This is a genomic window from Paracoccaceae bacterium, assembly GCA_012103375.1.
Taxonomy (GTDB): Bacteria; Pseudomonadota; Alphaproteobacteria; order Rhodobacterales; family Rhodobacteraceae; genus WLWX01.
Genome location: WLWX01000001.1, coordinates 3,544,835 through 3,560,054, shown reverse-complemented (window position 1 = coordinate 3,560,054; position 15,220 = coordinate 3,544,835). Strand labels below are relative to the sequence as shown.

Sequence of the window (15,220 nt, the reverse complement as noted above, 5' to 3'; positions counted from 1 at the left end):
ACAACCTCGACCAAAACAAGTGCCACCATGGGCGCGATGGAACCGATAAGATACCATATTGCGGTCAGGCGGATCATGCGCAGCGTGTTCTTCACCCCTGCAGGGCTTCCCACATCTCGGCGTCACGCTCGGCCGTCCAGATGCGGGGCGTGTCGATGTCGCGGGCTTCGTCATAGGCGCGGGCGACGTTGAACGGCAGGCAGTGTTCATAGATGGCGTAGTCATTGAACTTGGGGTCGCATTCGGCGCGCACCGCATCCCAGGCATCCTTCAGGCTGCCGCCCTTCAGGGCAACGCGGGCGGCGGGCGCATAGGTCGAGCGGATGAAATCCGCCGTCAGGTCCAGCGCCTCATTCACCATCGCCTTGCCGACAAGTGCATCACCGCGCCCCGGCGCGATGGCGTCGACATCCCAGGCGCGCACCGCGTCCAGCGTGCCGGGCCAGTCATGGAAATGGCCGTCGCCGCAATAGCAGGCGGATTTATATTCGACGATATCGCCGGTGAACATCACATTGGCATCGCCGACATAGGCGACGATATCGCCAGAGGTATGGGCGCGCCCAAGTTGCATCAGATCAACCCGCCTGTTGCCCAGATAAACCGACATCCGGCCCTGAAACGTCGTCGTCGGCCAGGTCAGGCCGGGGATATCCTCGTGCCCCTGAAACAGGCGTGGGAAGCGGGCAAATTCACTGTCCCAGTCTTCCTGGCCACGCTCGACCACCATGGCGCGGGCCTTTTCAGACATGATGACCTGTGGCGCCGCAAAGGCCGAGGCACCCAGCACGCGCACCGCGTGGTAATGGGTCAACACCAGATGGGTGATCGGCTTGTCGGTGACGCCGCGAATGCACTCGATCACTTTGTTGGCCAGACGCGGTGTCGCCTGCGCTTCGATCACCATCACCGAATCGTCACCGATGATGACGCCTGAATTCGGGTCGCCCTCGGCGGTGAAGGCATAAAGGCCGTCGCCGATTTCGGTGAAGCTGGTCGTCTTTTCGATCAGATCGCCAGCGCTTGCGAATGCCTTGGCCATTTGTGCCCCCGGTTACGTTTCAATTTCGCAAAACTTATTTGGAATCCGGCGCGCCGTCTAACCGGAATTGCGGGCCGGGTTTTGCCCCGGCCAAGACAGTTCCTTTCCAGCAGCCTTGCGCGCAGCGGGCCCCAACCGCCGGGTGATTTGCGCCTGTATCAATCCAGTCGCACGTCACTGCGGGCGGCCCGGCCATCGGCGTCGATGACGGTCAGCCTGTAAAAACCAGGCTCGGCGATCCGCAGGGCGACCTCGCGCTCTTGCACCCGTGGGGACACCACCGCCCCGTTGCTGAGCCAGAGGAACGGCGGGCGGCCATCGCGGACCTTCACGGTCAACGCGCCTGCGCGCGCGCTGAGCCGGGCACCGCTGGGCGGAAAGGCGACGGCGGGCGCATTCGGGTCTGCGGCGCGGCTGCCTTTTCGCTGAAACCGTTGCAGCGGTGCGGGCAATTTGGCGGTGCTGGTGACAAGGGTCGCCGGTGGCGGTGGCGGCAAGGGCTGACGGTTGCGCCCGATCCGCGCGAATGCGTCAAACAGCAGCGGCGCGGCAAGGTCAGCGCCGAAAGCGCCCGGAACCGGTGTTCCATCGGGCCGTCCAATCCAAACCCCCACCACATGCGCCCCGTCCCAGCCCAGCGCCCAGGCATCGCGGTGGCCGTAACTGGTGCCGGTCTTCCAGGCGATCTCTCCGGTGGCACCGCCGCCAGGCGGCGTGATGTCGGACAGGATTTCACCCAGGTGCCATGCAGCCTCGGGCGGGATGATGGTGGTGGATTGCGAGACCTCTGCCCCAATGCGCATCTGCAGAGGCACGGCCACCCCTGCGTTGGCAAACCCGGCATAAAGTCCGACCAGATCCTCAAGACTGACACCCAGTCCCCCCAAGGCCACGGCCAGGCCTGCCTTGCCGCCCGGCACCTGCGCCGAAACCCCGGCGCGCCGCAGACCCGCCATCAGCTTGGCTGGTCCCAGCGCTTCGGTCAGCGCGACAACCGGCAGGTTCAGCGACAATTGCAGCGCGTCCCGGACCTTGACGGTGCCGCGAAACTCGCCGTCGAAGTTTTGCGGCGCATAGGTTCCGAAAGCGGTGGGCCGGTCGTCGATCAGCGTTTCGGGATGCGCAAGCCCGGCGTCGAAGGCAAGCCCATAGACCAGCGGTTTCAGCGTCGAACCGGGTGAGCGCAGCGCGCGTGTCATATCGACAAACCCTTGCCGCCCGTCATCCGCAAACCCGGCAGAGCCGACCGAGGCGAGGATTTCAGCGCTGCGATGATCTGCGACGACCAGAGCGACCGACAGGTCGCGCTCCGCCCGGGCGGCGGCGTCTGCGCCAAGCTGCTCAAGCCGGTGTTGAAGCGATGCGTCGAGTGTCAGGCGATGCAGGCCAAGCCCCGGATCGCCCGCAAGCGCCCGGTCGGCGGCATGCGGGGCCAGCGCCGGGAAGGGTTGGCGGCGGGTTTGCAAGGGTTCGCGCAGGGCGGCCTGTGCAGTGCTGCGATCAATGACACCAGCGTCCTGCATCCGCGCCAACACCCGATCCCGCGCCGCCTGTGCTGCCGATGCGTCCTGATCGGGCCGTCGCCGTTCCGGGGATTGCGGCAGGGCGACCAGCAGGGCGACCTGTGCCGGGGTCAGGCGCTTTGCTTCCTTGCCGAACCAGGCAAGTGATGCTGCGCGCACCCCTTCCAGATTACCACCATAGGGCGCGCGATGCAGATAAAGCGCCAGTATCTGTTCCTTGCTCAGCTGTCGCTCCAGCGCCAGTGCCAGCCGCGCCTGCCGCAGCTTTCCGGCCCAACGCCCGGTGCTGCCATCTTGCAGCAACCGCGCCACCTGCATCGTCAGGGTCGACCCGCCCGAGACGACACGCCCATTCAGCAGCGCCTGACCGGCGGCGCGTGATGCGGCGCGAAGATCGACCCCATTGTGGCTGAAAAACCGCTTATCCTCGTAGGCGACCAACATTTGCAGGAACAGCGGATCGACCGCGTCCTGCGTGATCGCCAGACGCCAGCGCCCATCGGCAACGGTGTAGGCGCGCAGCAGGTGATCATTGCGGTCGCGCACTTCGATTCCGGTCTGCGTGACCAGAACCGGCAGATCGGTCGTCGCCACCCATGCGTCCAAGCGATCCCGCGCAAGGCCTGCGCCGAACAGCAGCGCCGAGAGGAAGAACAGGCCGTAGCGGCGCATGCTATTCCATCACCACAACCCGGCCCGCGTCGGTATGGGCGCGGAACTCAGGGCGGTACATGTCCTCAACACTCGCCGCCGGGTGATGATAATCGCCCGGTGTGACGGCGCGCACCAGATAGGCAAGCTGGAACCGCTCATCCGATCGCCAGTCAACAGCGGCCAGGAAGCGGTCTTCGCGGAATTCGGTCGTTTCGGTGTCTTCCAGCACGTCGAGGAATTCCAGCGCCGAGCTATCGCCCGAGCGCAGGAGATTCGGATTGTCGATCTCGAACCCGGCGGGCAGCGGATCATTGACCATCAGGCGCGCCTCTCCGCCGCCGAAGGGTTGCACAGTCAGCACCGTGACCAAACGCGTGCCCGAGGTAACCGTTGACGGATCAACCGGCGCACCATCCAGCGTCAAATACATCCGCCCGATGGCATAACCGTTGCCGCCTTTCGGTTCGGGAACCTCGGGAACGCCGAAGGTGGTGAGTGTCATGACAGCCTCTGACTCACCTGTATTCGCGATCTGAACCGCACCGCCATCGGTCGCATCCTCCAACAGACGGACAAGTGGTCCGTCAATCGGCGCGCCATCCAGTGTCAGTTTGCCACCATTCGCATCACCAACCAGCGCGTGGGCGGCCAGCAGGGACCACGTCGCCTCTTGCGTTGAGCGTGCGTGCCCGCCTTGCAGCGGCGCGATGGCGTCGGCCAGACGGTCGCGATTGACCGCGTTGCTGCCCGATTCGACAGCCAGCGTCAGAACCGCCGCACTGTCGCGCAAATGGGTGCCGTAATCGCTGCGCCAGTAACGCGCGTCGGATTGCGGTGGGCGGGTCAGATCCGCGGCCGCGGCGGCAAACAGGGCGTCAGCGCGCCGCGGGTCGCCGTAGGCGGCCAGCGCGGCGCCCAACTGCGCCTTGGCCAATGGGGTCGCCAATGCGGTGGCTTTTTCATCGGCGTAATAACGCAAGTCACCAATCGCCGCCGCGCCTTCGCGCGCCAGCACATAAAGGGCATAGGCGATATCTTCTCCGCCATTGTCAAAGTCGGGCGCAAAGTTGATCCGGTTGCGCAGATTATCCAGCGCTGCGGTAAATCCGACCTGAGGCACATCGAAGCCGCGATCCCGCGCACGCGACAGAAAATCGGTGACATAGGCGTCCAGCCAGAAATCCCCCGAAGACGGCCGCCACAGCCCGAAGGCCCCGTTCCCGGCCTGATTGCCCAAAACCTCGGCCACGGCCTGATCGATGCGGGTGGCAATCTGATTGCGTTCAACCAGACCCATCGCGGTTGCGACCTGGTTCAGATAAAGCAACGGCAGTGCGCGCGACGTGATCTGCTCGGTACAGCCGTAGGGATAGCGGTCCAGCGCCGCCAGCAGACCCGGCGCATCCAGCCGCGCGATAGGACCAGCGGCCAGCGTGGCCGAGCCGCTTCCCGGGACGAACCCGGAAAACACATCGCGGTTGAAATCGAATGTCGCGCCCGACGCCAGTGTGAACCGGCTGCGGCGCGTCACCTCGGGATCAAGGCGCCGGATTGGAAGGACCAGCGGTTTGCTGAGGGTTTTTCCATCGGGTGTCGTCAGGGTGACATTGATATCTGCCAGCCCGACCTCGGTGCCCGTGATCGGAACTGAAATGCGGGTGGTTGCGCCTTCTGCCAGCCGGAATTTCGCCGGAACAGAGCCTGTTTGCAACGTCACACCATCACTGGTCAGAGCCAGCGCGACCTCACCCGCGGGGCCGCTGGCGTGCACGATTTCCAGCAGCATGCGCGCCGAATCGCCCGGCGACAGGAAGCGTGGCAGGCTGGCGGTGACAACAATGGGATCGCGCACCAGAACCTCGGCTTCGGCACTGGCGACGCCGGTTGGCGACCAGGCGACGGCCATCAGGCGCAGCGTGCCGTTAAATGACGGCAGATCAAAACTGGCGCGCGCCAGCCCATCGGCACCAACCTGCACCGGACCGCTGAAATAGGCGACCAGATCTTCGGGCGGCGGGGCCTGCAGGCGCTGATTGCCGGCGGCATCGCCGCCTGAGCGCACCGCACCCATCGCCCCCGAGGATCCGTCAATCAGACGCCCATAGAGGTCGCGAATTCCGACGCCCAGTTTGCGCTGGCCGAAGTAATGGCCCGATGGGTCGGGTGTTTCGAAACCGGTCAGGTTCAGGATGCCCAGATCGACGGCTGCGATTGTGGCCCAGGCGGCCTCACCCTCGGTCAATCCGTCAACACGCAGCGCAACCTCCAGCGGGCCGCGCGGATCTGCGGTTTCCGGAGTCTCAAACGCCGCGTTGAGCTGATGTGCGCCGGGGTCGACCGGCGCATAGGCAAGCCCAAGCTGGCGCGCGGGACCGGGGTTATCTGCGTCGCCCAGTGGCCGGATGATCGTGGCGGTCACATAGGCGCCCGCGCCCCAGTCATCCGTCACGGGCAATTCGATCAGATTTTCGCCTTCGCTGACTGCAACGGTCTTCATGTCGATCAGACGGTTCGAGACGACGCTGATCAATGCCGTGCCGGCAAAACGCGGCACAATCCGCAGGGTCGCCGTGTCGCCGGGGCGATAGGCGGCGGCATCCAACGACACCTCGGCCGTGTCGGGCGTCGCCGAGGCATCGGCAGCCGCGTACCACCCGGTCCAGAAGTCGGTGGAACTGGCAACATAGGGCCCGGCCAGTGCCTCGACCCGCAGCTCATAGGCGCCCCAGTCAATGGGCGCGGTCACCGTGACGGGATCGGCGCCCAATACCACCTCGCCCGTGGAAATGCGGGTGCGGGTGGTGATCGGCTCCCACTCCCAATTTCCGTAAAGACTGTACCATTGATAGCGGCGTTCAACGCGGTTCAGGGTCCAGCGGACCGGCAGGGCCTGCGCCCCGCCGTCGGGGGCCAGAGCGATCAGGTTGAAGGCAGCGTCCGAGCCTTCGGGCAACGTGTCTTCGAACAGCGGCTTGATCCCAATCAACGGTGTTTCCGGCTGAATCAGGGTCGAAATTTCCCGTTCAACCGGTCGGCCAGAGCCTTCGGACACTGTCACTGTAAAGCGCGCGTCCAATGGGCGTCCCGCCGCATCAACATCGGGGAACACCACCGGCAGGATCGCATTGCCCGCAGCGTTGGTACGGACCTGGTCGAAATACTGGAGCTGCGCATTGGCGCGTTCATCATGTCGTCCGAAAACATAGCCGGGATGGTCAGGCAGTTCGCGCACCGGTCCAAGACGCACGAAGCCTTCCACCGCCAGATCAGCACCCGGTGCGCCGAACAGATACCTTGCACTGACGTTCAGCGGGGGCTCGTCCGACGCGCGCAAAGGCACACCGGGCAGCGCGAGGTCGAAGTCGATGCGTTCGGGCAGAAAATCCTCGACCAATACCGTGGTCGTGGACAGCGGTGCGGCGTCGACATCGCCCATCACATCGACTCGCCAGACACCGCGCGGCGCCGAGGCTGTGGTGGGCAGATGAAAGACATGACCGCCCGCCTTGCCATCCATCGACAGGTGGCGGCTGAATTCGACCCCGTCGGGCCGCTTCAGGATCGCGGTCAGCGGCAGGCCCGCGATGGCCTCGGCCTGTCCGTCGCGAGCCAAAGCGGTCAGGTTGATGACCTCTCCGGCGCGATAGGCGCCGCGATCGGTGGCCAGAAACACGTCAATCGGTCCGGCAGGGTCGCGACCCTCTACCCCGCGGTCGGACAGATCGAACTCCGGGTCGGTCAGCGGAAGAAAGGCAAGATCGTCGCCAGATTCGACCGTCAGCATGGCGGGGGCTGCAGCGCCGTTGCCTGACGACAATGCAGGTGCGAAGCGGGCATAGCCCTGATCATCGCTCGCCGCTGTCCCCAGAACGGCGTTGGCGCGGGACAAAAGCGTCACTGTTGCACCGGGTTTTGCCTTTGCCGTCGCCAATGAGCGTACGAAAACGTGCAGCCCGTCGACACCGTTCATCGTGGACAGGCCAAGGTCGGACACCACGAACCACTGGCTTGCCGCCGGGCTGTCGTATGGGTCGGACTTCGGGATCGCCGCCTGCAGCACGTAGATGCCGGGTTCCAGCGCACCGGCGATGTCCGAGACCGGCAGGCGCGTGGTCATATCGCGGTTCAGCTCATTCTCGGTCAGGCCGGTGCCGTTCCAGATTTCCTCGGCAATTTCACCGGCAAACAGGCGCTGTTCCCATTGCACGATCTGGCGGGCGAACAGGTCGTTCTGGACCGACCGGACCAGATTGCGATCAGACACCCGGAACAGGGTCAGATCCACCTGCGAGGCGTTGACCGTTTCCACCGGCACGGCGGCAGGCCCGGATGCGGGCAGGACATAGGCCCGGCCCTGAAAGCGGACCGTGGGCGTGCGGTCGCGGACGTAAAGGGACAATTGCACAGGCTTGATAAGCGCTTCGCCCGATGCGGCGGGCATTCCGGCGCGGAACGTCACGCGATAGCGGCTGCCATGGCTGACCCCGTCGAGGCAGATCTGACGTCCCTCGGCCTGCACGGCAAGGCCGTCAACCTCACCCGCGACGAAAGGGGTATAGTCGATGCCCGCCTGTACCAGCGGTTCCGAAAACTCGGCGCAGATGCGCGGCGCGGCGCTGTCGCTGTCCACCCGCGTTTCGGTCACCCGGAATCCGTATTTCGCAATCGCCGCGTCCAGCGCTTCGGCGATATCGTCTCGCGGCTGGATCTCTGCCGCCAATCGCAGTGCGAACAGGGCGTCACGGCCCCGTTCGTTGGCTTCCAGCGCTGTGGCCAGGGTCAGCAGCGCATTGGCCTGCATCGGATCAGATGGTGCCCGCAGATAGGCATTGATCGACGCGGCCTGTGCGCGCCGGTTGAGGCTGAAGCGTTCGGATCGGTTTTTGGTCGGCTGGATCAACTGCACCTGCGCATAATCGGCCCAGATGTCCGGCGCATCGCTTTGCGCCAGCGCTGCACCCGTGAGCCGCAGTGCCGCGGGCAGGTCGCCGCGCGCGCGGGCATCCCGTGCGCCCTGCAAAAGCTCCGGCACGCTGGCACGGCCTGAGGGGTGCCGTTCGGCAACTGCGCGCACCTCCTCGATCGCGGCGCTGCGATCCCCTTCGGACAGGAAGTCCAAAGCCGCACCGCGGGCATCCGCGTTTGTGATCACATTTTCGGAATAGCCAAACACCTCGGCCGAGATGGCCCCGACATAGGGCGTGGTTCCGGTCAGTTCGGACTTTGGAAAGCATGCGTTTGAACGGGTGTTGTAGGTAAATGCAACGCAGTTCGCATCCGCCGTGCAGGCATTGCGGCAGGCCTGATATGTGGTGTCGAATATCTGCTGGATGTCGCGTCCGGCAAAATCCTGATCGCGGGTGATGACCAGGCGTTGGTCCGGCAGCCAGGTATCGGCAATCGCGGAGATTGGGAAAAGCATCAATGAAATCAGGGCTATTACGCGGGGGAACATGGCGAAACTCCGAACTGGAATGACAATTTGGGCGCAGGGGGCATGCTGACACAGCCGGGGCGGCGCTGACAATTGCGCAGTCGCAGCATCGCCGGATTTGTCATCTTGCCGCCAGAGATGGGGGCCTCAGACCTCGTCCAGCACGGCCAGAAACGCGTCGCCAAAGCGGTCCGCCTTGAGGTCGCCCATCCCCGGCACCCGGGCCAGCGCCTCAAGCGTGTCAGGGCGCGATTCAGCGATTTTCCGCAATGTCGTATGCGTACAGCTGAGCGGTTTTTCGGTGCCGTTCATGCCGCGCGCCAGATCGACCTGCGCTGCCTGAAGCCGATCAAACAGCGCGCCGGAGTCCCGCCCGTTCAGCGCCCGTCGGGCCGGGTGCTGCGGTGCCGGTGCCTGGCCCGAAATCACTTCGAGGAATGTCGCGCCATAGCGCTCCAGCTTTTTCGCGCCGATGCCGCCGACCCGTGCCATCTGGTCCATGGTTTCAGGGCGCTTTTCGGCCATTTCGATCAGGGTACGGTCGGTGAAAATGATATAGGCGGGAACTTTCTGCGCCTCGGCCAGGGCGCGGCGCTGCGCTTTCAGCGCGGCCAACAGCGGCGCGTCTTCTTCGGCAACCAGCGCTTTCGGGGCAGGTTTGCGCACCGGTCGTGCGACAGAATCCGCGCGCAGGGTGATCGTATCTTCGCCTTTCAAGATCGGGCGGGCGGCGTGGGTCATCTGCAATGCGCCGAATTTTTCGGGGTTCGGGCGGACCAGATCATGGCCCATCATCTGCCGGAATATCGCCTGCCACTGGGGGCGGCTGTATTCTGTGCCGATGCCAAATGTCGACAGGTCATCGTGGTTCCATTGGCGGACCTTATCGGTCGCGGTTCCCAGCAGGATGTCGATCAGGTGCCCGGCACCAAACCGTTCGTCGGTGCGCAGGATGGCCGAAAGCGCTTTCCTGACCGCCACCGTCCCGTCGAAGGTATCCGCCGGTCGGTCGCACAGATCGCAATTGCCGCAAGGTTCGGGATCTTCGCCGAAGTACCGCAGAAGCTGTTGACGCCGACAGCCCAGCGCCTCGGCCAGGCCCAGCAGCGTGTTGAGGCGCCCGTGGTCAGCAGTCTTACGATCGGCCGGGGCCATGCCTTCGTCGATCTGTGCGCGGCGCAGGCGAATATCGTCGGGGCCATATAGGGTCAGTGTTTCGGCCGGCGCACCGTCGCGGCCAGCGCGGCCAATCTCCTGATAATAGCTTTCGATGGATTTCGGCAGGTCGGCGTGGGCGACCCAGCGGATGTCGGGCTTGTCGATGCCCATCCCGAAGGCAACCGTGGCGCAGACGATCAACCCGTCTTCGCGCTGAAACCGGGTCTCGACAATGCGGCGATCCTCGGCCTCCAGCCCGGCGTGATAGGCGATGGCGGTGTGGCCGTCAGCGCTCAGTGCGGCGGCCAGGGTTTCGGTCTTGGCGCGGGTGCCGCAATAGACGATGCCGGATTGCCCTTTGCGGGCGGCGGCGAAGCCCAGGATCTGTTCGCGTGGTTTGTTCTTGGCCGAAAAGCCCAGGTGGATATTGGGGCGGTCGAAGCCGTGCAGAAAGACCTGCGGCGGTGCGGCGAACAGGCGGGCGACGATCTCATCGCGGGTTTCGGCATCTGCGGTCGCGGTGAAGGCGGCCAGCGGCACGCCCAAGGTTTCGCGCAACTGGCCAATGCGCAGATAGTCAGGGCGGAAATCATGACCCCATTGGGAGACGCAATGCGCCTCATCCACCGCGATCAGGCTGACGCCGACACGCTTCAGCATCCGCACCGTGCCGTCATTGGCCAGACGTTCCGGCGCAATATAAAGCAGCTTCAACGACCCGGAGTTGAGGGCATCAAACACGGCGTCAACCTCTTCCGGGGTATTGCCCGAGGTCAGCGCCCCGGCCTGCACCCCGGCTTGTGTCAGCGCGCACACCTGATCGCGCATCAGGGCAATCAGGGGCGAGATCACGACCGTCACCCCGTCGCGCAGCAGGGCGGGCAGCTGGAAGCACAGGCTTTTGCCGCCCCCCGTCGGCATGATGGCAAGGACATCGCGACCTGCGGTGACGGCCTCCACAATCTCCTCCTGCCCGGGGCGGAAGGCGTCAAAGCCGAAAACGGAGGATAAAAGCGCCTGTGGCGAGGGCATCAAACGGGGCCTGCATCTTGTTTTGCCGGAATCATCGCAGATGCGGATTCCGGGGACAACCGGATGCGGGGAGTTTGGTCAGAAATTCTGCGCGGGCGTTGCGCAGATCAGAAGGCCAGTGCCACCATATTGTTGGTGATGATGATCCGCGCCGCATAAACCGCGACCAGCGCCACCAAAGGGGCCAGATCCAGCACGCCCATATCCGGCAGGAACCGGCGGATCGGCGCATAGATCGGATCCAGCAAACGGTTCAGCCCGTACCAGATTTGCGCGACGATCGGCTGGCGCAGGTTCAGGACCTGAAAACTGATCAGCCAGCTCATGATGATATGGGCAATCATGATGAACCAGACAATGTCGAGGATCAGCAACAAGATTTGCAGGATCGAGAGCATACGCAGGGCTTCCTTATCAACGTCCCCCGCCATCTAAGCAGCCCGGCGCGTCCTGACAAGCGGATCGGTGATTGCCGACCGGGTTGGTTCAACGTTAGTCAGGGGCAAAGGGGCAGCGCGTGGCAGAGATTTCCGAGCGAAAACGCATCTTCGGATGGATGATGTTCGACTGGGCCAGTCAGCCCTATGCGACGCTGTTGCTAACCTTCATCTTCGGCCCCTATTTCGCGGCCATCGTTGCCGACAGCCTGATGGCCGGTGGGGTGGCCGAGGGGGCCGCCGACGCCCGCGCCCAGACGATGTGGTCGCTGGGTCAGACAATCGCCGGGTTGATCGTCGCCTTTTCCGCGCCCTTCCTTGGGGCAATTGCCGACGTATCCGGGCGGCGGATGCCGTGGATCTGGGCGTTCTCGGCGCTTTATGTGATTGGCGCGGGCGCGCTTTGGTGGACCTATCCGGATGCGTCGACCGCGACGCTGATGTTAGTGGCGTTCGGGATCGGGTTCATCGGGTTGGAGTTCACGACGATATTCACCAATGCCCTTCTGCCGGATCTGGGCGCGCGGGATGAGGTTGGGGCGATATCCGGTTCGGGCTTTGCGCTGGGCTATGCGGGTGGTGTCGTTTCATTGGTGATCATGCTGTTGCTATTCGTTGAACAGGCCAGCGGAACCACCCTAATCGGGCTGGCACCGCTGTTCGGGCTGGACCCTGCTGCGCGCGAGGGCACGCGTTTTGTCGGCCCATTCACCGCGATCTGGTTCGTCTTGTTCATGGCTTTCTTCTTCGCCTGGGTGCGGGAACCTGCGACCCCCGCGAACAAGCGGGTCACCATTCGCAGCGCGCTTCTCGGGCTGAAACAGACCCTATTTTCACTGAAGGCGCGCCGGAGCCTGGCTGCCTACCTCGGCTCTTCCCTGATGTACCGGGATGCGCTGAACGGGCTTTACGGGTTCGGCGGTGTCTATGCGACGCTGGTGCTGGATTGGAGCATCACCCAGATCGGCATATTCGGGATCGTCGGGGCGATCACAGCTGCGATTGTCAGCTGGATCGGCGGGCGGGCCGACCGGGCGTTCGGGCCGAAACCGGTGATCCTGACCTGCATTCTGGTGCTGATCGCGGTCTGCACGATCATCGTCGGCATGACCCGAGAGGCGCTGTTCGGTATCCCGCTGCCGCCCGGATCCGGCCTGCCCGATACGTTGTTCTATATCTGCGGCGCGGTCATTGGCGGCGCGGGCGGGGCGCTTCAGGCGGCGTCACGTTCGATGATGGTGCGCCACGCCGATCCGGCCCGCCCGACCGAGGCGTTTGGCCTTTATGCGCTGTCGGGCAAGGCGACGGCATTCCTGGCGCCCGCGCTGATCGGGCTGGCAACCTATATCACCGGATCGGCAAGGCTTGGCGTATCGCCGCTGATCCTGCTTTTCCTGATCGGCCTGATCCTGCTAGTCTGGGTCAACCCGTTGGGAGATACCGAATGACAACCCTTCCCCGCGCCCTGCTTGGGCTGGCCCTGATCTGCGGCCTTGCCGCGCCTGTGACGGCCGAACCGCTTGCCAAGGAATTGTTTGGCGGCATGCCCTATGGCTCACAACGAAATGCGCAGCCCTTTGGCAGCTATGCCAAAGGCTGCGTCAACGGGGCTGTGCAACTGCCCGAATCCGGGGCAACCTGGCAGGCGATGCGCCTGTCGCGCAACCGCAACTGGGGCCACCCGAATACGGTGAAATACATCCAGAAGCTGTCCCGCAAGGCCAGCCGCCTGAAAGGGTGGAAGGGCCTATATATCGGCGATATGTCGCAACCGCGTGGCGGACCGATGCTGACCGGGCATCGCAGCCATCAGATCGGGCCGGACATCGACATCTGGCTGCGCCCGGCCAATGACCTGGGGCTGAGCCGTCAGGACCGCGAGAACCTGTCGTCGATTTCTCTGCGGCGCTCCAACGGGGCCTATGTGAACGGCAACTGGACACCTCAGCATCATGCACTGCTGAAAGCGGCCGCCAGTGATCCCGCCGTGGCGCGGATTTTCATCTTTCCCGGTGCCAAAGTGCAGATGTGCAAGGATGAAAAAGGCGACCGGTCGTGGCTGCGCAAGATCCGCCCCTGGTGGGGGCACCACTATCATTTCCATGTGCGCCTGTCCTGTCCGCGTGGCGCGAAAAACTGCGAAAATCAGGCCGCGCCGCCCGTTGGCGATGGCTGTGCGGATGCTGAAGAATGGGTGCGCAATATCCTGAACCCACCGCCGCCGGACCCGAATGCCAAACCTCCCAAGCCCCGCAAAGAACTGATGCTGGCCGATCTGCCGGGGCAATGCGAATCCGTCCTGCAGAACTGATTGCCGCCGCCGTATTCTGTTGCCTTGGCCAGTTCGCCGGGGCGCAAGAGGCGCGTTTGGAGTCTCAGTTCACCTGGACCAGCGATGTCGAAAGTCATGGCGGGTATTCCGGGCTGGAAATTTCCGATGACGGGCTGAATTTCACCGCGATGACGGATCGCGCCACGATGGTCAGCGGCCGGTTTGAACGCGACGGGGGCCGGATCACCGGCGTGATCGAGGTTGAGCGGCGCGAGATGAAGGCCACGGATGGTGGGCCGATCACCGCTTTCAACCGGGATGCCGAAGGGCTGGCGATTCGCGCTGACGGTCGGATTTTCGTGTCTTTTGAACGGTTTCACCGGGTCTGGACCTATTCTTCGCCGGGTTCGGAAGCTGCCTGGATCCCGCGCCACGAAGACTTTTCCGGGATGCAGGATAATTCGTCGCTGGAAGCGCTGGCAATCGATGTCGACGGGGTGCTTTATACTCTGCCGGAACGCTCGGGCCGGCTCAGGCGACCGTTTCCGATCTATCGGTATCGCAGCGGCACGTGGGATCAGCCGTTTTCGCTGCCGCGGCGCGGGGCGTTTCTGGCGGTGGGGGCCGACATCGGGCCGGACGGGCGGTTCTATCTGCTGGAGCGCGAAGTGCGCAGCCCCTTCGGGCTGGCCAGCCGGGTGCGAAGCTTTGACATCTCGGGCGGGCAGCCGGTGGATGAGCGGGTGCATTTCACCAGCCGGGTGCGGGCGCATGACAATCTGGAAGGGCTGGCAGTGTGGCGGGACGATGCCGGTGCGATCCGCTTAACCATGGTTTCAGACAACAATTTCAACTGGTTCCAGCGCACCGAGTTTGTCGAGTATGTGTTGGATCAATAGGGGTTGATCGACCCGGTTGCGGCGGCTATCACGCGGCGTCCCGAAGGGGCCAAGTATCCGCGACCTTGTCAAAACGGAACATCGACATGACCCGCCTTCTGCCCGGCATTTTTGCCATGGCCGCCGTTGTTGTGGCCTCTAACATCCTCGTCCAGTTTCTGTTCGGCCAATGGCTGACCTGGGGAGCGTTCACGTATCCGTTGGCGTTCCTGGTGACAGACATCACCAACCGGGTTTACGGGGCCGCCAATGCACGCCGTGTGGTGCTGGCGGGGTTCGGTGTGGGGATCATCTGTTCCCTGATCGGCACGCAGATTTCGGGGGAGTTCGGGCCGCTGGTGACCTGGCGTATCGCACTGGGTTCGGGCTTGGCGTTCCTGACCGCGCAACTGGTCGATGTGATTGTTTTCAATGGGTTACGTGGTGGTGCGTGGTGGCGGGCGCCTTTGGTGTCGACTCTGATTGGCTCAGCCCTTGATACCGCGATCTTCTTTACGATTGCTTTTTCCGCCGCGCTGACGGTCCTTGAACCGGGCAATGATGTGTCCTGGGCGGGGGAGGTTTTACCGTTGCTGGGCGTTGGCCCCGACGCCCCGCTTTGGGTCAGCCTCGCCGTGGCGGACTGGGGTGTGAAGCTGGCGCTGGCGCTGGCGGCGCTGATACCGTTCCGCATCATTGTCGGGATATTGACCGCACGTGTTGCGTAAAAATCTTTGACAAACGCAACATCTGGGGACAACCTTCGCTTATCGGTAACAACTGAAAGGAG

Annotated in this window: 9 protein-coding genes; 4 read left to right on the top strand and 5 right to left on the bottom strand. The window is 63.9% G+C overall.

What is annotated here, in order from left to right; genetic code table 11:
- Nucleotides 1-91: 91 nt before the first annotated feature.
- From GKR99_18190 to GKR99_18170, 5 genes are all read right to left on the bottom strand, one after another.
- On the bottom strand, nucleotides 92-1,042 hold the full coding sequence (locus GKR99_18190) for an MBL fold metallo-hydrolase (GenBank protein ID NKB29377.1): 951 nt from the start codon (nucleotides 1,040-1,042) through the stop codon (nucleotides 92-94).
- Nucleotides 1,043-1,200: 158 nt separating this feature from the next.
- Nucleotides 1,201-3,237: a penicillin-binding protein 1C gene (pbpC, locus tag GKR99_18185; protein NKB29376.1), complete on the bottom strand. Its 2,037-nt coding sequence runs from the start codon at nucleotides 3,235-3,237 to the stop codon at nucleotides 1,201-1,203.
- Between the two features lies 1 nt (nucleotide 3,238).
- On the bottom strand, nucleotides 3,239-8,674 hold the full coding sequence (locus GKR99_18180) for an alpha-2-macroglobulin family protein (GenBank protein NKB29375.1): 5,436 nt from the start codon (nucleotides 8,672-8,674) through the stop codon (nucleotides 3,239-3,241).
- A gap of 126 nt (nucleotides 8,675-8,800) precedes the next feature.
- Nucleotides 8,801-10,843, bottom strand: coding sequence for a DNA helicase RecQ (recQ, locus tag GKR99_18175; protein ID NKB29374.1), 2,043 nt, complete (start codon nucleotides 10,841-10,843; stop codon nucleotides 8,801-8,803).
- A 107-nt stretch (nucleotides 10,844-10,950) separates the two neighbouring features.
- Nucleotides 10,951-11,241, bottom strand: a complete 291-nt coding sequence (locus GKR99_18170; protein ID NKB29373.1) for a YggT family protein — start codon at nucleotides 11,239-11,241, stop codon at nucleotides 10,951-10,953.
- Between the two features lie 119 nt (nucleotides 11,242-11,360).
- Here GKR99_18170 and GKR99_18165 point away from each other — a divergent pair, with 119 nt between their 5' ends.
- From GKR99_18165 to GKR99_18150, 4 genes are all read left to right on the top strand, one after another.
- The gene (locus GKR99_18165; GenBank protein ID NKB29372.1) at nucleotides 11,361-12,728 is read left to right on the top strand and encodes an MFS transporter; all 1,368 of its coding nucleotides are present in this window, start codon (nucleotides 11,361-11,363) and stop codon (nucleotides 12,726-12,728) included.
- Nucleotides 12,725-13,591 (top strand): penicillin-insensitive murein endopeptidase, encoded by an 867-nt coding sequence (mepA, locus tag GKR99_18160; protein NKB29371.1) that lies wholly within the window; start codon nucleotides 12,725-12,727, stop codon nucleotides 13,589-13,591. Before GKR99_18165 ends, mepA begins: the two co-directional genes overlap by 4 nt.
- Complete coding sequence (locus GKR99_18155) at nucleotides 13,567-14,451, top strand: esterase-like activity of phytase family protein (protein NKB29370.1); 885 nt, start codon at nucleotides 13,567-13,569, stop codon at nucleotides 14,449-14,451. Before mepA ends, GKR99_18155 begins: the two co-directional genes overlap by 25 nt.
- A gap of 86 nt (nucleotides 14,452-14,537) precedes the next feature.
- Nucleotides 14,538-15,158 (top strand): queuosine precursor transporter, encoded by a 621-nt coding sequence (locus tag GKR99_18150; GenBank protein ID NKB29369.1) that lies wholly within the window; start codon nucleotides 14,538-14,540, stop codon nucleotides 15,156-15,158.
- The last annotated feature ends 62 nt before the right edge of the window (nucleotides 15,159-15,220 follow it).